Source organism: Burkholderia sp. MSMB0856, from assembly GCF_001524645.2.
Taxonomy (GTDB): domain Bacteria; phylum Pseudomonadota; class Gammaproteobacteria; order Burkholderiales; family Burkholderiaceae; genus Burkholderia; species Burkholderia diffusa.
Window position 1 is genome coordinate 1,869,214 of the sequence record NZ_CP013428.1, and the last position, 18,452, is coordinate 1,887,665.

Here is an 18,452-nt window from a genome sequence, read left to right on the forward strand (position 1 = left end):
CGGCCCGGCGCCCGCCACGCGTCAAGCCAGCAGCTTGCGATCAGCCTTGCCGTACTTGATCGACTTCTCGTCCGGGATCATCAGGCCCGTGTGCTCGTCGCGGCCCTGCAGCAGGAAACGCGCGTCCGGATTGCCGATCTGTTCGGCCGCGAGCTTGCTGTCCGCACCGATCTCGCCCTTCTTCATCCGGTTGACGATCACGCCGGCCGCGGTGTCCTTGAAGTCGCGCAGCATCCACGCGTCGCCGTCGCTGTCGCCGAACACCAGCAGCGGGCCGTAGCCCTTCTTCGACGCGAGCACGTTGCGGATGCCCACCGTCTTGCCGGGCCCCCAGTTGAAATGCCAGCCGGCCGGATAAGTGCTCGTGTACTTGCCGTCCTGCATGTCGAGCCGCAGGCCGATCACGTTCTCGGGCGGCACGCCGTAGCCATAGTTCGGATTGCCGGCGAATACGCGCACGACATCGTCGAGCGACGCGGTGCTCACGTACACGTCGATGCCGTTCGCACGCAGCGTGTGCATCACCGCGCGGATTTCCTCGTGAATGCGGATGCCGTGGAAATGCGTGTCGGCCACCACGCCGGCCTTGCCCGGCAGCGTCTTCGGGCTTTCGTAGCGGACCTTGCGCAGCGCGTCGCCGATACCGTAGTTGTTCGACGCTTCCGCCATCGCCTGCAGCTCGGCGGTCGTCATGTTCTTGTAGAAATAGATGATCCACTTGTAGCCGACTTCGAGCGGATGCGTGTCGCAGATCGCGTCGTACATGAAGTACAGCTTCGCGCGAAAATCCTTGAACTGGTCGGTCTCGCGAATCTCGTCGAGGCTCTTGTCGCCGCCGAGGCCCTTGTAGTTCGCATGGAGCCAGCGGTAGTCGGACTCGACGTCGGCGGCGAGATCCTCCATCGTCACCGGCTTGCCGTCGACGGTCGTGTAGTCCTTCATGAACGCGCCCTTCGGCACGTCCTTCCACATCACGCCGACGAACTCGTCCGGCGTCAGCTTGTACTGCAGATGGTTGATCTGGTACATCAGCAACGCCTCTTCGCAGTCGTTCATGATGCACGTGTTGTCCCAGTCGAACACCGCGTACGGGCGGCGCTTTCCGTCGTAGCGCGCGCTCGCGACGCCGTGCCGGTCGAGCACCGCCTGCAGGCGCGCGGCGTTGAACGGCGACCAGCGGCCCGGGTCCAGCGCGTCCGGCGCGGTCGCGCTCTTCGCGCCGGCCATGCCGGCCTTGAGCATCAGCGGCGTCGCAGCGGTCGCAGCGGCAAGGGTGTTCATGAACTTGCGGCGTTGCATGGTCTCTCTCCGTGGAATTGTCGAATCGGCTTGGGTCGCTGCCCCGCGCAACGCGCGGCACACCCGCTCCGCGAAGCCGGAAAGGCTTCGAATCGGGGGCGAATGATGTGACGAAATTATTTCGGCAATTTGACAGCGTCTCGCCACGACACGACGGGGAATTGATCCGGCGCGACATACCGGGCCGGCGCCGCCACCGCGCGCGCGCTCCGGCCGGCCCTCCCGCACCGGCCACGTGCACGGCGACGGCCATCCGGCCCGCCCGCCGGAAACCTAGAGCGTCCCCTCCATTTCGGCCTTCATTAGGAGAAGCCCTCACCTCCGCGCCACGTCGAACCGGCTATGATCTTTACATCGATCAATGACACATTAAATGCTGACTGAATAATTCGCCCGCGTCGCCGAACGCAGGCCGATACATGGAGACGCAACATGCCCGATCATCCGCTGCCGGAAGTCCATCTCGACGAGCTGCCGCAATTCCGCGCGGTCCAGCAGCTTGCCTATCGCTGCGTCGAGACCGTCGGCGCGATGCTCTACCCCGGCATCACCGAGAAGGAGGCCGCGCGCCTGCTGACCGAATGGCTGCAGGACAACGGCGTGCACGACTGGCTGCACAAGCCGTTCGCGTGGTTCGGCGACCGCACGGCGTTCCAAGGCTTCTCCGGCCTGAAGCACATGGGCGGCTTCAACCTCGCGTTCTTCCCGAGCAACCGCCAGCTCGAGACAGACATGCCCGTGATCCTCGACGTCGCGCCCGTGCTCGACGGGATCGTCGCGGACGTCGGCTACGCGCACTGTCTCGGCCAGAACCCGATCCTCGAACAGCTGCAGGACGACCTGATGGACCATCGCGACATGATCGTGCGGCTGGTGAAGGAGCGTCGCCCGATGGCCGAGGTCGCACAGGCGGTCGACGCGCTGTGCCGCCGCCAGGGCGTCGAGCCGCGCCACAAGGCCTATCCGTTCAAGGTGCTCGCGCATCGCGTCGCGAAGATCCACAAACTGTCGACACCGCGCTTCGTCGCGCGCTTCGGGCTGAACGCGACGCGCAACCTGCTGCTCGACCAGGGCCGCGCGGCGAAGCAGCAGGGCTGGTCGCCGCTGTGGTCGATCGACCGCCGCTCCGAACACGCGCCGGTGCCGGGCCTGTGGGCCGTGGAGCCGCATCTCGGCTTCGCCGGCGTCGGCGCGAAATTCGAGGAACTGCTGGTGATCACCGACGACGACGCGTACTGGCTTGACGACGACCTGCCGCACGTGCGCCGCTGGCAGCGCCGCCAGGCCGAACGCGCGCAGGCCGTCGCGAGCGTGCCGGCGGCCGCCTGACACGAACGCCGCCTTCCACCGAATCCCTGAACGACGGACTCACGATGCAGCCTCTTTCCGATGAAGCGCCGCTGGCCCTGTTCGAATCGGTTCACGGCGAGACGGCCGTCGCCTCCGGCGACCTGACGCTCGCGGTCAGGACCTGGGGCGACCCGGCCCGCTCGCCGGTCGTGCTCGTGCACGGCTACCCCGACGACAGCAGCGTCTGGCAACACGTCGCGCCGCTGCTCGCGCGCAAGCACTACGTGATCGCCTACGACGTGCGCGGCGCGGGCCTGTCCGGCGCGCCGAAGCGCACGGCCGATTACCACCTCGCGAAGCTGACCGACGACTTCATCGCGGTGATCGACGCGCTCTGCCCCGGCCGCGCGGTGCACCTGATCGCGCACGACTGGGGCTCGATCCAGGGCTGGGAGTTCGTCACGGATCCGCGGCTCGCCGGCCGCATCGCGTCGTATACGTCGTGCTCGGGGCCGTGCCTCGACCACGTCGGCTTCTGGCTGCGCGAACGCGTGCTGCATCCGACGCCCGCGTCGTTGGCCAGGCTCGGCGGGCAGCTCGTGCGCTCGTGGTACGTGTATCTGTTCCATCTGCCGTTCATCCCCGAGCTCGGCTGGCGGCTGTGGCTCGGCCGCGCATGGCCGGGCCTGTTGCGACGGGTCGAGAAGACCCCCGCCACGCCGCGCCCGACGCAGGCCGACGACGGCGCGCGCGGCGTGCGCCTCTATCGCGCGAACTTCATCCGCTGCCTGTTCGCGCCGCGCGAGCGCTACGCGCACGCGCCGGTGCAGACGATCGTGCCACTCGGCGACAAGTACGTGAGCCCGGCGCTGTCCGAGAACCTGTCGCGCTGGGTGCCGCAGTATTACCGCCGCGAAGTCGCGGCCGGCCACTGGCTGCCGCTCGCCGATCCCGCGCGCTTCGCGGGTCTCGCCGAACAGTTGATCGACGCGGTCGAATCGGGCGACGAGCCGCCCGCGCTCGCGAACGCACGCCGCCGCGCGACCAGCGGCCGCTTCAGCGGCAAGGTCGCGGTCGTCACCGGCGCGGGCAGCGGCATCGGCCGCTGCGCGGCGCTCGCATTCGCCCGCGAAGGCGCGACCGTCGTCGCGTGCGACATCGATCTCGCGAGCGCCGAGCGCACCGCGCTGCTGCTCGGGCTGACCGGCGCGCAGGCGCATGCGAAACGCGTGGACGTCGGCTCCGCCGACGAGATGGAAGCGCTCGCGGCATGGGTCGGCAGCGAACTCGGCGGCGCCGACGTCGTGATCAACAACGCGGGCATCGGCATGGCCGGCGGCATTCTCGACACGAGCGAGCGGCACTGGGAGCGCATCCTGCACGTGAACCTGTGGGGCGTGATCCACGGCTCGCGGCTGTTCGCGCAGCAGATGGCCGCACGCGGCACGGGCGGCCACATCGTCAACACCGCGTCGGCCGCCGCGTTCGGGCCGTCGCGCGACTTGCCCGCGTACGCGACGACGAAGGCCGCCGTGCTGATGCTCAGCGAATGCATGCGCGCGGAACTCGCGGAAAAAGGCATCGGCGTGACGGCCGTCTGCCCCGGCTTCGCGGAAACCGGAATCATGGCGTCGACGCAATACGCGGGCGCCAACGCACAGGACGAAGCGCGGCTGCGCAAACGCGCGACGAAGCTGTACCAGATGCGCGGCCTGAAGCCGGAAACCGTCGCACAGGCGATGGTCGACGGCGTGCTGCGTAACCGGCCGGTCGTGGCCGTGGGCACCGAGGCGCACGCGCTGCGCTTCGTCGGCCGCTTCATGCCGTGGCTCGGCCGGATGCTCGCCCGCGTCAGCATGGCATCGCATTGACGGCGCGGCGCGCCGCACAGGAACGGAGACACAGATGACCGCTACCGCCGACTATCACAAGATCAAGGCCCGGCACGTGAAGTTCGACTTCAGCGACACGCCGATCACCTGGGTGCCCAACGACCCGGGCAGCACGCACATCATCAACACGCTGAACCTGCTGTTCCCGGAAGGCGAACTGTGGTTCTGCCGCGTATACAACAAGGCGCTGCCGAACATCACCGATGCGCGCCTGCGCGACGAAGCCGAAGGCTTCCTGCGCCAGGAAGCCGTGCATTCGCGCTCGCACGGCGGCGTGCTCAAGCATTACTACGACCGGCACGGGATCGACACGAAGCCGTTCACGCAGAAGCTGAACTGGCTGTTCACGCGCGTGCTGGGCGAAGCGCCGTTCGGGCTGAAGATCGGCCACACGCGCTTCTGGCTGCGTCAGCAGCTCGCGGTGATCGCGTCGCTCGAACATTTCTTCGGCTATCTCGGCAACTGGGTGCTCAACGCGCACGGGCTCGACGAAGGCCGTGCCGACCCGACGATGGTCGACCTGCTGCGCTGGCACGGCGCGGAGGAAGTCGAACACCGGACCGTCGCGTTCGACATCTACAACCACATGGGCGGCAACTATCCGGAACGCTGCGTGCACATGGCGTTCGTGATCGTGCTGCTGCTCTACTTCATCACGAGCGGCGCGAAATTCATGTACCGGCGAGATCCCGCCGCCGGCCGTTATCCGGGATTCGTGCTGTCGTGGTGGAAGGGTTCGCGGCGCGGGCACCTGCCGTCGTTCTGGAAGGTGATCGGCGCGGCGCTGCGCTATTTCAGGCCGGGCTATACGCCGCACCACGAAGGCTCGACCGAGCAGGCGCTCGCGTATCTGGCGCGCTCGCCGGCCGCGCAGGCGGCCGCGCACGGCGGCAACTGGGGCACGACGAAGGGCGCGTGACCGGGCCCGCACGCGGGTTCGCGACGGTTTCGGCGGGGGTGCCGGCCGAAATGCGTACAATCGCGGCTTCATTTCCCGGAGGTGCCGCGATGGCCATGAAGAAAACCGATCTAGAAAAGAACAAGGCGCTCAAGCTGACGCACGCGATGAAGCAGTCCGGCTCCGCCCGCTTCGGCAAGGGCGCCGAGGACGCGGCGAAGCTCGACCGCCGCGCGCAGCGCAAGCTCGACCAGGAGCAAGGCCTCGTGCCGTTCGCGTGCAAGCTCAACGCCGACCTCGTCGAACAGCTGAAGGCACGCGCCGCCACGCATCCGAACGGGATGACGGGCCTGCTGTCCGAACTGCTCGTCAACGGCCTCGCCCAGCGCGACGCGTGATCGCCACATATCTCGAAAATTGTCGTTGACAACGCCGTACGACATCGACAAACTCGTTCGCATGCCTACGTTCAAGCTCACCGCCATCGCGAATCATTGCCCGGTGAACATTCGAAAGAATGGATCACGGGAGGCGCTTGTGCGTTAGCATCCGAGCAGTACCGCATGTCACACAAGGCCTCACCGGAAACGGATGAGGCCTTTTTGTTCTGGTGCGCGTCATCCGTCCGGCTCAACGAATGGAGAAGACGATGGACCAGGCAAGCCCGTTGTTCGACCGTCCCGATTCGCGCCGCGCCGGCGCGATCGCGTTACCGACCGTCGTGATCCGTTTCGCGGTCGCGCCGCGCACGACGCTGACCTGGCGCGCGCCGAGCGATGCGGAAATCCGCGCGCACGGCGCGCCGCTGTGGATCACGCGGCCGCCGAGCGTCGACGACTACTGGGTACAACCCGGCGACGTGCTGCGCATCGCGCGCGGCGATCGCATCTGGCTCGGCACCGATGACGACCGGCCGGCCGAGGCATCGATCACGACGGCGTACGTGAAGCGCGGCGAACGGCTGAGACGCACGCTCACGCGAATGCAACGTTTGCTCGTCGGACGATGGCGAAGACGGGATTGACGATGCGCGCTCACGCGCGCGACGGGATGCCGGGACGCGCGGAATCAGCGCATCCGAAAACGGACGCACCCGCGACGCGACGCGTCGCAGGTGCGCATCGAATGACGCGGCACGCACGTGCGTGCCGCGAGCGATCGCGCGCCGTGCGCAACCCTGACATGCATCACGTGCATCAGGTGCTGGCGGCGAGACGCGGGCCCGTGCTGCGAGGCGTGGAATCGAGGTCGGGGCGTTGCGCCGCCTGCGAGGTCACCCACGGGTCGATGCCTTGCTTTTGCACCTCCTCGAGAAATGACACCCGCGTACGCCAGTAATCCGCCTGTAATTTCGCATCGATGACGCGCTGTTCGGCTGCGAACAGTTCCATGCGCGCCGTCACGAGCATCGACGCAGCGGTTTTTTCCGGCGTGGGGGCGTGCCGCATCGCCCAACGGCTGATCCAGTTCAACATGCTGACCTCCGTGATGACGGACGAACCCGCATCGGGCAATCGCAACCGGTCGCGCCTGCCCGAATGCGCAACGACCGTCACCGCGCTTCACCGCCTGGCCTGCACGGACTGCGACTCCCCCGCGTCGGCAACGACTGGCCGACGTGTGTGCGCGGTGTATCTATCCTAGAAAGACTTGCCGGTTAACGCGATGACGTCTTGCAATCTTTTACACAGAAACCACAGTCCGGCTCGCACCGCGAAATGACAGTTGCGGACGCGACGGCTTCGGCGCAGGATAGCCCGATATCTGCAACCGCCTGGACTGACGAATGGCCGCTGCACGCCGCCGCGCACCCGCGCCGGCCATGCGCGCGCGCATTGCGTCCGTCCTCTGTTCGCCCCTCGTGCGGGCGTGCCGTTGCAGTCGCGTACCATCGCATGCCGTCGCGTGGCGGCCGCACGCTGCGTGTCGATCATGCCGTTGCGCCCGCATCGGCCCACACGTCCCGCCCGCCATCGAATCGTTTCCATCGTTTCTACCTGCCCGCCTCGTCCGAACCGGTAAAATGCGCGCCTTCGTCGCGCGGCCGGCCTGTCCGACCGGTCGCGCGAACGCTGCCGATCGTGCCCCGCAACTATATCGTCCGAGCTATCCGCGCTATTACAATCCGCCGATAGCGTCGCAATAGTGGCTGGTTACAGTAGGCCGGCCTCGCGCTGCCTTACAACAATTCGGCATAAACAACAAGCAACACGACAACCCGACCGGAGAAACGCCTTCATGGAATCCATCAAGCGGTATTTCGGCTTCGACGAAGCCGGCACCGACTTCCGCACCGAAATACTCGCGGGCGTCACCACGTTCCTGACGATGGCCTACATCATCTTCGTCAACCCCGCGATCCTCGGTGATGCCGGCATGCCCAAGGAATCCGTGTTCGTCGCGACCTGCCTCGTCGCGGCGCTGGCGTCGATCATCATGGGGCTGTACGCGAACTACCCGATCGCCTGCGCGCCCGGCATGGGCCTGAACGCGTATTTCGCGTATACGGTCGTCAAGGGGATGGGCTTCACGTGGCAGGCCGCGCTCGGCGCCGTGTTCATCTCCGGCTGCCTGTTCCTGCTCGTCACGCTGTTCCGCGTGCGCGAGGCGATCGTCAACGGCATTCCGAAATCGCTGCGCATCTCGATCACCGCCGGCATCGGCCTGTTCCTCGGCATCATCTCGCTGAAAACCTCGGGCGTGATCGTCGGCAGCCCCGCCACGCTCGTCACGCTCGGTGACCTGCACAAGCACGACACGATCCTCGCGATCATCGGCTTCTTCACGATCGTCACGCTCGACCACCTGCGCGTGCGCGGCGCAATCCTGATCGGCATCATCGGCGTCACGATCCTGTCGTTCTTCTTCGGCGACAACCAGTTCCACGGCGTGTTCTCCGCGCCGCCGTCGATCGACGCGACGCTGTTCAAGCTCGACATCGGCGCCGCGCTGTCGACCGGCATCATCAACGTGATCCTCGTGTTCTTCCTCGTCGAATTGTTCGACGCGACCGGCACGCTGATGGGCGTCGCGAACCGCGCGGGCCTGCTCGTTGAAGGCAAGATGAACCGCCTGAACAAGGCGCTGCTCGCCGACAGCACCGCGATCGTCGCGGGCTCGGTGCTCGGCACGTCGTCGACCACCGCGTATATCGAAAGCGCGTCGGGCGTGCAGGCCGGCGGCCGCACGGGCGTGACGGCGATCACCGTCGCCGTGCTGTTCCTCGCGTGCCTGTTCATCGCGCCGCTCGCCGGCGTCGTGCCGGCCTACGCCACGGCACCGGCACTGCTGTACGTGTCGTGCCTGATGCTGCGCGAGATGGTCGACGTGCCGTGGGACGACGCGACCGAAGCCGTGCCGGCCGCACTGACCGCGCTGCTGATGCCGTTCACGTACTCGATCGCGAACGGCGTCGCGTTCGGCTTCATCGCGTACGGCGGCCTGAAGCTGCTGACGGGCCAGGCCCGCACGGTCAAGCCGATCGTGTGGATCATCGCGGCCGTGTTCCTGTTCCGCTTCTTCTATCTCGGCAGCGAGTGACGCACGCGCGCCCCCATGCGCTGCAAGATGAAGTGAAAACGCCACCTTCGGGTGGCGTTTTTGTTGTGTTCGTGATTTGGCTACGCGCGTGGTGCGAGTGAGCGCCGGTCAAGCTTCCGCCTGCCGGAGCACCCAGCGCGCGAAGGTCTGCAGCGGCCCTTCGCCCAGTTCCAGCGCATCGGGCAACACAAGACAGAAGCGCTTGACCACGCCCCGCCCGTCGGGCCACGGCGCCGCGAGCAACCCTTGCGCGATCTCGGCGTCGACATAGAGACGCGGCACCAGCGCGACGCCGAGCCCAGCCAGCGCCGCCGCGATCAGCATCGAGTAAAGGTCGTAGCGTGCGCCGGCGGCCGGATTGCTCACCGGCAACCCCGTTTCCTGCACGTACGCCGACCACGCATCGGGCGTCTGGCGCTTGTGCAGGCGCGGCAGCGTGCCCAGCAACATGTCCGGCTGCCCGCCCGCGAGCAGCGACGGATGGCAGACCGGCACCAGCACCTCCTCGCACAACCGGTACGTGTGCATGCCGGCCCAGGCCGGATGTTCGAAGTGAATCGCCGCATCGAAACCGCTGCCGGCCAGCACGAACGGCTCCGCGCGATCGGCGAAGTGCACCGTGATGTTCGGATGCTGCGTCTGGAATTCCTTGAGCCGCGGAATCAGCCAGCGCGTCGCGAATGTCGGCGTCACGGCGATATCGACGCTGCCGCCGTCGCCGGGCTGCCCCATCATGTACTGGCTGTCGCGCTCGAGCCGGTCCAGCACTTCGCGAACCTGCGCCGCGTAGCGCACGCCGTTCGGCGCCAACCGCACGCGGTTGCCGACCCGCTCGAACAGCGCGACGCCCAGGAACGTCTCCAATCGGCCGATCTGCCGGCTGATCGCGCCTTCCGTCAACGCCAGTTCGTCAGCGGCGCGCGCGAAGCTTCCATGCCGCGCCGCGGCCTCGAATGCCATCAATGCCGAATTGCTCGGAATCCTGCGTCGCGTCACGATTGCTCCCGGTCCGACCGCCGTCGGTCATGGCTTGATCAAATGTCATTAAACGGTGACGAATCATCGTTTTTCGCCCGTCGTGCCGCTCATTATCATGACAAAAACTCAACCCGTCGAGCCAGCCGTTCGATTCCGAAGGCCGCTCGCCCCACGTGGAGAAGTCATGATCTATGCCGTTGAATGCAGCATCGCCGAGCCCGCCGTCGAAGCCGAATGGAACGACTTCTACAGCCGGATCAAACTGCCGGCGCTGATTTCCGTATCCGGCTTTCGCACGTCGCAACGCTTTCGCGCGCTCGGCGACGACGGCCCCGTCTACCTCGCGCTGCATACGATCGACGGCCCGGACGTGCTGACGTCGGCCGAGTATCGCGACAAGGGCGGCGGCAATTTCGCGCGCTGGCAGCCGCACATCGTCGAGTGGCGCCGCAACGTATACGACTGCGCGGCACCCGCGCCGGCCGTCTCCGGCCATCAATGGCTGGCCGTTTGCGACGACCTCGCCCCGTTCGCGCGAGCAGGTATTGCAACCACGGCCATGCATGCAGTCGCGCTGGATCGCCGGCCGGCGGCACGCTGGCTGGCCGTCCTCGCGCACGATCAGGCTCGGCTCGCGTCCGATGCCGCGATCCGGCTCTATGCGCCGATGGGTGACCAACTCGTCAGCGCACCGACATCGACAACCGCGCGCTGACCGGAGCCCAGCCATGCCCAGCGTCACGATTTTGATCCCCGAGGCGAGCATGCCGACCAGCGCGGCGCTCGACGCGTTGTCGTCGGCCTGCGAGAGGCTTTGTACCGATGTGTTGAGCGCCGCACCCGGCACGGTCCATGTCGTATACATGCCGGTCCGGCACGGCTGCGGACGTCCGGTCAGCGCGGAGATCCGCTTTCGCATCACATCATTTCGCACCACTGAACTGATGGACCGGTTCATGACGGAACTGGATCACGAGATTCTTCGCCACACCGGATTCGTCGCACGGATCCGCTGCTTCGGCTATGACACCACCCACCTTCACGCCCGACATTGACCCATGAGCGCCCCCGTTCCCCGCCCTTCTTTCCCGTGCCGCCAGATCGGCGATTTCACGGTGACCGCGATCAGCGACGGCACGCTGACGGCCGGCCTCGACCTGCTGTCGAACATCGACGTCGACGACGCGTTCGGCATCATGCACAGGGCCGGCATACACGCGCCGTCCGACGTCAACATCAACTGCTATGTCATACGCGGGAACGGGCGCACCGTGCTCGTCGACACCGGCGCCGGCGGCATCCGGAACTGGGGCGGACTGCTGCGTCCGTCGCTGTCGCGAGCCGGCATCGATGCACGCGATATCGACACGGTCCTGCTGACGCATGCACATCCGGACCACATCGGCGGCCTGCTCGACACGGACGGACAGCCGGCCTTTCCGCAAGCGGAGGTGTTCATTCACGAACGGGAACGTGCGTTCTGGCTGGACGACGGCATGTACGAGCGGGCAAGCGAGCGCGCACGCGGCAATTTCCAGATCGCGCGGCGCACGTTCGACGTGTATCGCGCGCAGCTACGCACCATCGAAGCGGCAGGCGACGTGCTGCCCGGCATCGTCGCAGTGCCGCTGCCGGGGCACACGCCCGGCCACACCGGCTATCGCGTCGAATCGCTCGGCGAGCGCCTGCTGATCTGGGGCGATCTCGTGCATTTCGCGCCGATTCAAGTTGCTCGCCCCGACGTGTCGATCGCGTTCGATCACGATCCGTCGCAGGCATCGTCGACGCGCGCGGCCACGCTCGCCGAAGTCGCTTCGGATAACTTGCTGGTTGCGGGCATGCACCTCGCCGACACGGGCTTCGCACGCATCGCGCGCGCGAACGGCGCAACCGGCGACGCGTACGTGCTGAGCGGCGCGGATTGAGCGAAACGGAACGTGGGAACGCGGGAATGCGCGCACGCCAGCGCGCGGCAAGACGTTCGAATCGTGCCGGGCATCGCCCCGCGCGGGCGCACTACAGGACGAGCATGCGCCGATATGACACGGGCGCCGGTATCCGACGCCCGCTCCGTCGCTGCCCGGTCGTCCGGTTCAGCGCCAGTTCGCCTCGTAGAAGCGCACGTAGCCGCTGCGCAGCGTCACGCATTGCGCGCGCGTCTCGGACAGCAACCGCCGTGCGGCCGCCTCGATACGCTCGCGGTGCTGATCGTACGCACCGACCATGTCCTCGAAGCGCGGCGATGCCGCACCGAAATGATCCTCCAGCGCCTCGGCGGTGATCTGACATTGGACGCGCTCGCCATTGACCAGCGCCGTGAAACCAAGCATCAGGTCGCGCCCCGAATATTCGGGCTTCTCATTCGTGAAATGGATCTGCATGGGAGCCGCCTTGTCCGGTAGAAAGCAAATGACCGCGTCCGTCGTCCGCTACCGGCCGGACGAAAATTTACGCGGGCTCGCCGGCAGAGGCAGATCCACGGGGTATGGCGCGGACAATGCGTGCCGGTTGCATTCCACTGTAGACGGTTTCGCGCAGGAGGCAAAATTTACGATGTGCGTCGTTCCGACGCGCTTTTTCATCAGACCAGCGCGACATCCGGCACCGTTTTGCCGAGCGGCGTCAGTGGGGATCGGTGGGCCAGATGTTCAGTGCGATTGCGGCGGTCGTGGCACCTACCGCGATCGCGGCGGCCCCGTATTGCACCGCATCGCTCAGGTCGAACAGCAGACCGTGGATCGCGACGGCGATGCCGCCCAGCATGATGAAAGTGGCGATGGCCGCCAACACGACTCTCAGTTCCGTCCGAACCATGATGGGTCTCCCGAACGGATGCATGTCACGTCGCATGCATGTTGCGATGCGGAACACGGCGCGTGCGTGCTCCACTTTCATCATTGCAGGCGGACGCTTAAAAGCAAGGGGGTTTTGTACGCAGTCGCACAACGCGCGCGGCGCTTGTATGATGAGGCGATATCGATGGCGGCGGCCCGAGTGGCGGATGGTGCGGTGCAAAGCATGAGCTGGGGCCGACCGCGAAGCATGGGGCCCCAGTAAGCGCTAAAGCGCTAACTCCGGCCGACCGCGAAGCATGGGGCCAGAGTAAGCGCTAAAGCGCTAACTCCGGCCGACCGCGAAGCATGGGACCAGAGTAAGCGCTAAAGCGCTAACTCTGGTCGACAGGAGACAAGACATGCCTCAACCTTTCGTGCTGCCCGCCACCGCGGGCCGCAACGACCTGCTCGCGCAGGCGCATGCCCGTTCGACCGCGGTCGGCCTGCGCGCAAACGAGCGCCCCGATTTCTCGCCGCTGTCGCGGCTCGCTCTGCGCGAACTGCTCGACACGAACCACGCATTGTTCGCGCACGCGCGCCCGGTGATGGAGAACCTCCACGCGCAGATCGCCGACACGCAAAGCCTCGTGCTGCTCACCGACGCCGACGGCGTGATCCTGCACAGCATCGGCGACGCGGACTTCATCGAAAAAGCAAACCGCGTCGCGCTGTGCACCGGCGTGTCGTGGGCCGAAGGCGCACGCGGCACCAACGCGATCGGCACCGCGCTCGCATCGGGCCAGGCGGTCGCCGTGCACGGGTCCGAACACTTCCTGCGCGCGAACCATATCCTCACCTGCTCGTGCGCGCCGATCATCGACCCGTTCGGCCGCACGCTCGGCACGCTCGACGTGAGCGGCGACCCGCGCGGCTTCAGCCCCCATACGCTCGCGCTCGTGCGGATGTCCGCGCAGTTGATCGAGAACCATCTGTTCGCGAACCAGTGCGCGGAAGCATTGCGGCTGCGCTTCCACGCCCACGAGGATTGCGTCGACTCGCTGTTCGCCGGGCTCGTCGCGTTCGGCCCCGACGGCGGGCTGATCGCCGCGAACCGCAGCGCGCAATTCCAGCTCGGCGCGACCTTCGATGCGTTGCAGCATCAAGGCTGCGATGCGCTGTTCGGCATGCATTTCGGACAGCTCGCACAGCAGGCGGCCCGCGCACCCGGCGCACCGTTCCGCCTCACGCTGTCGACCGGCGTGCGCGTGCTCGCGCGCTGCGAATTCGCGGAAGCGCACAAGACGGCCGTCGCCGTCACGCCACCCGCGCCCGCCGCGCGCACACGGGCGCCGGACCCCGACGCGATCACGTTCGCGACGCTCGACACCGGCGATGCGCGGATGGCCGCCGTGCTCGAACGCGTCGCGAAGATTCGTGGGCGCGACCTGCCGTTGCTGATCCTCGGCCAGACCGGCACCGGCAAGGAATGGCTCGCGCGTGCGCTGCACCAGGCCTCGCCGCGCGCGGACGGCCCGTTCGTCGCGGTCAACTGCGCGGCACTGCCGGATTCGCTGATCGAGGCCGAACTGTTCGGCTACGAGGACGGCGCCTTCACCGGTGCGCGCAAGCGCGGCAGCCCCGGCAAGATCGCGCAGGCCGACGGCGGCACGCTGTTTCTCGACGAAATCGGCGACATGCCGCTCGCGCAGCAGGTCAGGCTGATGCGCGTGCTGCAGGAGCGCGCGGTGATGCCGCTTGGCGGCGCACGCGCGGTGCCGGTCGACGTGCGCGTGGTCTGCGCGACCCACCGCGACCTGCGTGCGATGATCGCCGAAGGCACGTTCCGCGAAGACCTGTTCTACCGGATCAACGGCCTTGCCGTCACGCTGCCGCCGCTCGCCGCGCGCACCGACCTGCCGGCACTGGTCGAGCGGATCCTCGCGCGGCTCGGTCGCAGCGAGCCGATGCCGAGCCGCCTCGCGACCGACGTGCTCGACGCGTTCATGCGGCACCGCTGGCCCGGCAACCTGCGGCAAATGACCAACGTGCTGCGCACGGCCGGCATGCTCGCCGAAGATGAAGCCGAAATCACGCTTGCGCATCTGCCCGACGATTTCTGGCTCGACTGCGACGACGCGCCCGCGGCGGAGGCCGCGCCGTCCGACACGCGCGAAGCAACCACACTGCAGAGCCACCAGGCCGCGGTGATCGACGCGGTGCTCGCGCGGCACGGCGGCAACGTATCGGCCGCCGCACGGGAGCTCGGGCTCGCGCGCAATACCGTGTACCGCTACCTGCGCCGACACTGACGTCCCGGGCCGGCTGCCCGACGGGCGCCGGCCGCACCGCCTTCGGGTATGCTTGGCGCTTGCCTTGTGTTACCGCCGCGCCGCCGCCCGCTTCGCCCCATGACCGATCCCGACCACCCGCCTCTCGTACGCATCGAGCCGCTCGGCGCGACGTTCGACGCGCCCGATTCGCTGACGCTCCTCGAGGCCGCCGCGTTCGCGCACGTCCGGCTGCCGCGCTCGTGCCGCAACGGCACGTGCCGAAGCTGCCTGTGCAGGATCGTCAGCGGCAGCGTACGCTATACGATCGAATGGCCGGGCCTGAGCCGCGAGGAAAAGGCCGACGGCTATACGCTGCCGTGCGTGGCCGTCGCAACCTCGGATGTCGTGCTCGACGTGCCCGACGCGGTGATGATCGACTGAACGCGGCGCGCGGCCGTGCGCCGTCCCGCATCAAGCATGCCCGCCAGGAGAACGCGATGACCCAGTCCACCGATCGCATCGAGAAACAAGCCTTGCTCGCCGCGCCGCTGGCGCGCGTCTGGGAAGCCGTCAGCAATGCCTGGGAATTCGGCACCTGGTTCGGCGTGACGTTCGACGGACCGTTCGTCGCCGACCGGCCGCTGTTCGGCCGCATCACGCCGACGCGCGTCGACGACGACGTCGCCAAGGCACAGGAGCCGTATGCCGGCACCGTGTTCGAAATCGTCGTCGATCGCGTCGAGCCGAAGCAACGGTTTTCCTTTCGCTGGCACCCGTTCGCGATCGATCCGAACATCGATTACGCGTCCGAGCCGATGACGCTCGTCACGTTCGCACTCGCCGAAGCGAACGGCGGCACGCTGCTGACGATCACCGAAACGGGTTTCGACCAGTTGATCGCAACGCGTCGCGCGAAGGCGCGCGAGATGAACGATCACGGCTGGGCCGCGCAGATGATGCTGATCACGAAATATCTCGCGAAGCACGCGTAAGCGTGCCGCGCATCATTCCCGGAATCCGCGTGCCCGCATGCCCTCGCGGCGGGTGCGTGGCATAATCCGCTCCATCGTCGTTCATACGCCGCCCCGCGCATCGCATGCTGAGTCGTCGTTTCCGGAAGATCGTCAGTCTGATCGGGATGCTCGCCATCCTGATGACGGCGCTCGCGCCGACGATCTCGCAAGCGCTGACGACGCAAGACCGCGTCGATTCGCTGCTTGCCGGCTACTGCACGGCCGGGCCGGCGGGCGGCAACCATGCCGGCGATGCGTCGTCGAAAAGCCTGCAGGCCCATCTGCAGGCATGCGGCTATTGCAGCCTGCTCGCCCATACACCCGCCCTGCCCGCGCCCGAACTGACGTTCGCGGCCAACTTCCAACCGCTCCGGCATCGCGAAGCAACCCGCTTCGAAAGCCTGCGCCGCTCGCAGCCGCTTACGGCCGCGCAACCGCGCGCCCCGCCGCTCGCGTCCTGATTCGTCGTCACCGCGCGTGATGCCGTCGCGCATCACGCCGTCCGCACGCGCGCTGCGCGTGCATGCCGTGTCACGTTTCGAAGGACGATCTCATGTTCGACCGTATCGCTCGCGGCGTCGCGCCGTGCGTGCGCTCACCCGCCTCCGGCGGTTGCGCGTGCACGAACGCGCGGCCGTTCGTCGAATGCATCGTTCTCCTTGTCATTTCCAACCGGATCATCCCATCATGAAAACCACTGCTTTCGTCCGCGGCGCACTCGTCGCACTCGGCTTCGTCGTCGCCCAGGCCGCTCACGCGCACGCACACCCGAAAAACCTCGAACCGGCCGCCGACGCCGCGCTGTCAAGCGCGCCGCACGCGGTCACGATCGACTTCAGCGAAACGCTCGAACCCGCATTCAGTTCGATCGCCGTCACCGACAGCCACGGACAATCGGTCGCCGACGGGAAATCCGCCATCGACGCCGGCAACCGGAAGCGGATGCATGTGGCGCTGGCGAACCTGACGCCTGGTACGTACACGGTCGCATGGGTTGCGGTAGCGAGCGACGGGCACCGCACGCAGGGCCGCTACACGTTCACGGTGAAATAACGCGCACGATGCCCGCGCGGCGCTCTTCCCTACCCGATCAGGAACACACTCGATGAAACGCTCGATTCCGACCAGCCTGCTGTTTGCACTGCTGGCGCTGCAGGCGCCCGCCACGTTCGCCGCATCGGCCGTCCAGGCCGATGCATGCTGGATCCGCACGATGCCGGCGACGGTGCCGTCGTCCGGTTATTTCACGCTGAAGAACGACGGCGACAAGCCCGTCACGCTCACGGGCGTCGATACGCCCGCGTTCGGGATGGCGATGATGCACGAAACGCAGACGGCCGGCAGCACCGCGAAGATGGTTCACGTCGAAGCGGTCGACGTGCCCGCGCACGGCTCGGTGACGTTCAGGCCGAAGGGCTATCACGTGATGCTGGAGGAACCGCGCCAGCCCGTCGCGCCCGGCGCGAAGGTGCCGTTCCGGTTGCATTTCGCCGACGGCGCGACGGTGTCCGTGACCTGCGACGCGAAAGCGCCTTCCTACACCGGCCAGTAACGCCGCATCCGCAACGACCGAAGGAGATGCACATGAGCAAGGAACGCGTGCCGCTGGCCAGCCTGATCGTCCGCTACCGGACGCCGCTGAACGTCGCCGTGCTGATCGCCTGCGGGTTATGGGCGGCGTGGATCGCGTGGATGACGCGACCGTCCGCGATCGATTCGCCGTCGTCGATCGCCGCATACTGCGTGCGCGACGCACGCTGACGCGCCGCGCCGGTTCCGGCGGCGGTCCGCGTCATTTTGGCGTGGCATCATCGCTTCATCCCGACCGCCGGAACCGCCTCTCGGAGCAACGCATGTCGATTCAGACCTGGATGCTGTTTGCCGCTGCCTATCTCGCGACGACGCTGTCGCCGGGCCCGAACGTGCTGCTCGTCATCCGCAACACGGTGCGCTACGGCTCGCGCGGCACCGCCGCGACGATCGCGGGCAACCTCGTCGCGCAAGGCGCGGTGGTCATGCTCGTCGCGTTCGGTGTCGGCGCGGTGCTGGCCGCGATGCCGCCGCTGTTCATCGCGATGAAGGTCGTCGGCGCCGCGTACCTGATCTTTTTGGGCATCCGGCAACTGCGCGGCGACCGCAACGCGCGCTCGCCCGACGGCCGGGCCGCGATCGTCGAGCCCGACCGCAGGAAGCTGTTCCGCGAGGCGCTGTTCGTGTCGGGCAGCAACCCGAAGACGATGATCTTCCTGTCGGCGTTCATGCCGCAGTTCATTGCACATGGTCGCCCGCTCGCGATGCAGTTCGTCGTGATGTACGTGACGATCGCATGCACCGTCGTCGTCGTGCACAGCGTCTATTCGTTCGGTGTGCGCCGGCTCCATCGCGGCATCGGCGTCGGCCCGTGGGTACGCGCGGCCAAGCGTGCCAGCGGGCTGCTGTTCGTCGGCCTCGGGATCAAGCTGCTGACTGCGCGGCAGGCGTAAACATTCCTGCGGTGA

General features: G+C 67.1%; 23 protein-coding genes. 18 read left to right on the forward strand and 5 right to left on the reverse strand.

From position 1 onward, the window contains the following. Positions 1 to 21: 21 nt before the first annotated feature. Positions 22 to 1,299 (reverse strand): haloacid dehalogenase-like hydrolase, encoded by a 1,278-nt coding sequence (locus tag WS87_RS25945; RefSeq protein WP_059819484.1) that lies wholly within the window; start codon positions 1,297 to 1,299, stop codon positions 22 to 24. A gap of 432 nt (positions 1,300 to 1,731) precedes the next feature. Here WS87_RS25945 and WS87_RS25955 point away from each other — a divergent pair, with 432 nt between their 5' ends. The 5 genes from WS87_RS25955 (at position 1,732) to WS87_RS25975 (ending at position 6,403) form a co-directional block, all read left to right on the forward strand. Further along, complete coding sequence (locus WS87_RS25955; protein ID WP_059692081.1) at positions 1,732 to 2,628, forward strand: M24 family metallopeptidase; 897 nt, start codon at positions 1,732 to 1,734, stop codon at positions 2,626 to 2,628. 44 nt (positions 2,629 to 2,672) lie between these two features. Next, positions 2,673 to 4,460 carry an SDR family oxidoreductase gene (locus WS87_RS25960; RefSeq protein ID WP_059819485.1) on the forward strand — a complete coding sequence of 596 codons (1,788 nt, stop codon included), beginning with the start codon at positions 2,673 to 2,675 and terminating at the stop codon, positions 4,458 to 4,460. A 34-nt stretch (positions 4,461 to 4,494) separates the two neighbouring features. Beyond that, on the forward strand, positions 4,495 to 5,400 hold the full coding sequence (locus WS87_RS25965; protein WP_059692079.1) for a metal-dependent hydrolase: 906 nt from the start codon (positions 4,495 to 4,497) through the stop codon (positions 5,398 to 5,400). A gap of 89 nt (positions 5,401 to 5,489) precedes the next feature. Continuing rightward, entirely contained in the window at positions 5,490 to 5,777 is a 288-nt protein-coding gene (locus WS87_RS25970) for a hypothetical protein (RefSeq protein ID WP_059819486.1), read from the forward strand. Positions 5,778 to 6,028: 251 nt separating this feature from the next. Further along, the gene (locus tag WS87_RS25975; protein WP_059819703.1) at positions 6,029 to 6,403 is read left to right on the forward strand and encodes a DUF2917 domain-containing protein; all 375 of its coding nucleotides are present in this window, start codon (positions 6,029 to 6,031) and stop codon (positions 6,401 to 6,403) included. A gap of 172 nt (positions 6,404 to 6,575) precedes the next feature. Here the strand turns inward: WS87_RS25975 and WS87_RS25980 are convergent, their stop codons facing one another. Further along, positions 6,576 to 6,854, reverse strand: a complete 279-nt coding sequence (locus WS87_RS25980) for a hypothetical protein (RefSeq protein WP_006480752.1) — start codon at positions 6,852 to 6,854, stop codon at positions 6,576 to 6,578. 763 nt (positions 6,855 to 7,617) lie between these two features. On the opposite strand from WS87_RS25980, the gene WS87_RS25990 reads away from it, so the two are divergent. Further along, positions 7,618 to 8,919, forward strand: a complete 1,302-nt coding sequence (locus WS87_RS25990) for an NCS2 family permease (RefSeq protein ID WP_059527038.1) — start codon at positions 7,618 to 7,620, stop codon at positions 8,917 to 8,919. 108 nt (positions 8,920 to 9,027) lie between these two features. Here the strand turns inward: WS87_RS25990 and WS87_RS25995 are convergent, their stop codons facing one another. Then, a complete protein-coding gene (locus WS87_RS25995; RefSeq protein WP_059819487.1) occupies positions 9,028 to 9,879 on the reverse strand; it encodes a LysR substrate-binding domain-containing protein in 852 nt (283 codons plus the stop codon). Between the two features lie 202 nt (positions 9,880 to 10,081). Here WS87_RS25995 and WS87_RS26000 point away from each other — a divergent pair, with 202 nt between their 5' ends. From WS87_RS26000 to WS87_RS26010, 3 genes are read left to right on the forward strand one after another with little or no spacing between them, the layout of a single operon-like run. Then, positions 10,082 to 10,612, forward strand: coding sequence for a hypothetical protein (locus tag WS87_RS26000; protein ID WP_059819488.1), 531 nt, complete (start codon positions 10,082 to 10,084; stop codon positions 10,610 to 10,612). Between the two features lie 13 nt (positions 10,613 to 10,625). Beyond that, complete coding sequence (locus tag WS87_RS26005) at positions 10,626 to 10,952, forward strand: hypothetical protein (RefSeq protein WP_059819489.1); 327 nt, start codon at positions 10,626 to 10,628, stop codon at positions 10,950 to 10,952. 3 nt (positions 10,953 to 10,955) lie between these two features. Further along, a complete protein-coding gene (locus tag WS87_RS26010; RefSeq protein WP_059819490.1) occupies positions 10,956 to 11,822 on the forward strand; it encodes an MBL fold metallo-hydrolase in 867 nt (288 codons plus the stop codon). 168 nt (positions 11,823 to 11,990) lie between these two features. Here the strand turns inward: WS87_RS26010 and WS87_RS26015 are convergent, their stop codons facing one another. Next, positions 11,991 to 12,278 carry a DUF1488 domain-containing protein gene (locus WS87_RS26015; protein ID WP_014898618.1) on the reverse strand — a complete coding sequence of 96 codons (288 nt, stop codon included), beginning with the start codon at positions 12,276 to 12,278 and terminating at the stop codon, positions 11,991 to 11,993. 241 nt (positions 12,279 to 12,519) lie between these two features. Then, positions 12,520 to 12,711 carry a DUF2964 family protein gene (locus WS87_RS26020; protein ID WP_059527249.1) on the reverse strand — a complete coding sequence of 64 codons (192 nt, stop codon included), beginning with the start codon at positions 12,709 to 12,711 and terminating at the stop codon, positions 12,520 to 12,522. 379 nt (positions 12,712 to 13,090) lie between these two features. Here WS87_RS26020 and WS87_RS26025 point away from each other — a divergent pair, with 379 nt between their 5' ends. The 9 genes from WS87_RS26025 to WS87_RS26060 all read left to right on the forward strand — a co-directional run bounded on the left by WS87_RS26025 (position 13,091) and on the right by WS87_RS26060 (position 18,437). Further along, positions 13,091 to 14,980 carry a sigma-54-dependent Fis family transcriptional regulator gene (locus WS87_RS26025; protein WP_059819491.1) on the forward strand — a complete coding sequence of 630 codons (1,890 nt, stop codon included), beginning with the start codon at positions 13,091 to 13,093 and terminating at the stop codon, positions 14,978 to 14,980. A gap of 99 nt (positions 14,981 to 15,079) precedes the next feature. Then, entirely contained in the window at positions 15,080 to 15,382 is a 303-nt protein-coding gene (locus tag WS87_RS26030) for a 2Fe-2S iron-sulfur cluster-binding protein (protein ID WP_059527056.1), read from the forward strand. A gap of 56 nt (positions 15,383 to 15,438) precedes the next feature. Further along, positions 15,439 to 15,933 (forward strand): SRPBCC family protein, encoded by a 495-nt coding sequence (locus WS87_RS26035; RefSeq protein ID WP_059819492.1) that lies wholly within the window; start codon positions 15,439 to 15,441, stop codon positions 15,931 to 15,933. A gap of 104 nt (positions 15,934 to 16,037) precedes the next feature. After that, positions 16,038 to 16,415, forward strand: a complete 378-nt coding sequence (locus WS87_RS26040) for a DUF2946 domain-containing protein (RefSeq protein WP_059692073.1) — start codon at positions 16,038 to 16,040, stop codon at positions 16,413 to 16,415. Between the two features lie 92 nt (positions 16,416 to 16,507). Beyond that, positions 16,508 to 16,645 (forward strand): hypothetical protein, encoded by a 138-nt coding sequence (locus tag WS87_RS33730; RefSeq protein ID WP_159085707.1) that lies wholly within the window; start codon positions 16,508 to 16,510, stop codon positions 16,643 to 16,645. After that, positions 16,642 to 17,007 carry a copper homeostasis periplasmic binding protein CopC gene (copC, locus tag WS87_RS26045; RefSeq protein WP_059699197.1) on the forward strand — a complete coding sequence of 122 codons (366 nt, stop codon included), beginning with the start codon at positions 16,642 to 16,644 and terminating at the stop codon, positions 17,005 to 17,007. The genes WS87_RS33730 and copC overlap by 4 nt, the downstream gene beginning before the upstream one ends. 52 nt (positions 17,008 to 17,059) lie before the next feature. Then, a complete protein-coding gene (locus WS87_RS26050; RefSeq protein WP_059819493.1) occupies positions 17,060 to 17,506 on the forward strand; it encodes a copper chaperone PCu(A)C in 447 nt (148 codons plus the stop codon). Between the two features lie 32 nt (positions 17,507 to 17,538). Continuing rightward, complete coding sequence (locus tag WS87_RS34065) at positions 17,539 to 17,715, forward strand: hypothetical protein (RefSeq protein ID WP_175908825.1); 177 nt, start codon at positions 17,539 to 17,541, stop codon at positions 17,713 to 17,715. Between the two features lie 92 nt (positions 17,716 to 17,807). Then, complete coding sequence (locus WS87_RS26060) at positions 17,808 to 18,437, forward strand: LysE family translocator (RefSeq protein ID WP_059819495.1); 630 nt, start codon at positions 17,808 to 17,810, stop codon at positions 18,435 to 18,437. The last annotated feature ends 15 nt before the right edge of the window (positions 18,438 to 18,452 follow it).

Excerpts from the sequence above, each read along its gene's own strand:
- WS87_RS34065 (WP_175908825.1), top strand. The coding sequence starts at position 17,539 with ATGAGCAAGGAACGCGTGCCGCTGGCCAGCCTGATCGTCCGCTACCGG.
- copC (WP_059699197.1), top strand. The coding sequence starts at position 16,642 with ATGAAAACCACTGCTTTCGTCCGCGGCGCACTCGTCGCACTCGGCTTC.
- WS87_RS26035 (WP_059819492.1), top strand. The coding sequence starts at position 15,439 with ATGACCCAGTCCACCGATCGCATCGAGAAACAAGCCTTGCTCGCCGCG.
- WS87_RS25955 (WP_059692081.1), top strand. The coding sequence starts at position 1,732 with ATGCCCGATCATCCGCTGCCGGAAGTCCATCTCGACGAGCTGCCGCAA.
- WS87_RS26020 (WP_059527249.1), bottom strand. The coding sequence starts at position 12,711 with ATGGTTCGGACGGAACTGAGAGTCGTGTTGGCGGCCATCGCCACTTTC.
- WS87_RS25965 (WP_059692079.1), top strand. The coding sequence starts at position 4,495 with ATGACCGCTACCGCCGACTATCACAAGATCAAGGCCCGGCACGTGAAG.
- WS87_RS25995 (WP_059819487.1), bottom strand. The coding sequence starts at position 9,879 with ATGGCATTCGAGGCCGCGGCGCGGCATGGAAGCTTCGCGCGCGCCGCT.
- WS87_RS33730 (WP_159085707.1), top strand. The coding sequence starts at position 16,508 with ATGTTCGACCGTATCGCTCGCGGCGTCGCGCCGTGCGTGCGCTCACCC.
- WS87_RS25980 (WP_006480752.1), bottom strand. The coding sequence starts at position 6,854 with ATGTTGAACTGGATCAGCCGTTGGGCGATGCGGCACGCCCCCACGCCG.
- WS87_RS26015 (WP_014898618.1), bottom strand. The coding sequence starts at position 12,278 with ATGCAGATCCATTTCACGAATGAGAAGCCCGAATATTCGGGGCGCGAC.
- WS87_RS26040 (WP_059692073.1), top strand. The coding sequence starts at position 16,038 with ATGCTGAGTCGTCGTTTCCGGAAGATCGTCAGTCTGATCGGGATGCTC.
- WS87_RS26005 (WP_059819489.1), top strand. The coding sequence starts at position 10,626 with ATGCCCAGCGTCACGATTTTGATCCCCGAGGCGAGCATGCCGACCAGC.
- WS87_RS26050 (WP_059819493.1), top strand. The coding sequence starts at position 17,060 with ATGAAACGCTCGATTCCGACCAGCCTGCTGTTTGCACTGCTGGCGCTG.
- WS87_RS25945 (WP_059819484.1), bottom strand. The coding sequence starts at position 1,299 with ATGCAACGCCGCAAGTTCATGAACACCCTTGCCGCTGCGACCGCTGCG.
- WS87_RS26030 (WP_059527056.1), top strand. The coding sequence starts at position 15,080 with ATGACCGATCCCGACCACCCGCCTCTCGTACGCATCGAGCCGCTCGGC.
- WS87_RS26060 (WP_059819495.1), top strand. The coding sequence starts at position 17,808 with ATGTCGATTCAGACCTGGATGCTGTTTGCCGCTGCCTATCTCGCGACG.
- WS87_RS26000 (WP_059819488.1), top strand. The coding sequence starts at position 10,082 with ATGATCTATGCCGTTGAATGCAGCATCGCCGAGCCCGCCGTCGAAGCC.
- WS87_RS25960 (WP_059819485.1), top strand. The coding sequence starts at position 2,673 with ATGCAGCCTCTTTCCGATGAAGCGCCGCTGGCCCTGTTCGAATCGGTT.
- WS87_RS26010 (WP_059819490.1), top strand. The coding sequence starts at position 10,956 with ATGAGCGCCCCCGTTCCCCGCCCTTCTTTCCCGTGCCGCCAGATCGGC.
- WS87_RS25990 (WP_059527038.1), top strand. The coding sequence starts at position 7,618 with ATGGAATCCATCAAGCGGTATTTCGGCTTCGACGAAGCCGGCACCGAC.
- WS87_RS25970 (WP_059819486.1), top strand. The coding sequence starts at position 5,490 with ATGGCCATGAAGAAAACCGATCTAGAAAAGAACAAGGCGCTCAAGCTG.
- WS87_RS25975 (WP_059819703.1), top strand. The coding sequence starts at position 6,029 with ATGGACCAGGCAAGCCCGTTGTTCGACCGTCCCGATTCGCGCCGCGCC.
- WS87_RS26025 (WP_059819491.1), top strand. The coding sequence starts at position 13,091 with ATGCCTCAACCTTTCGTGCTGCCCGCCACCGCGGGCCGCAACGACCTG.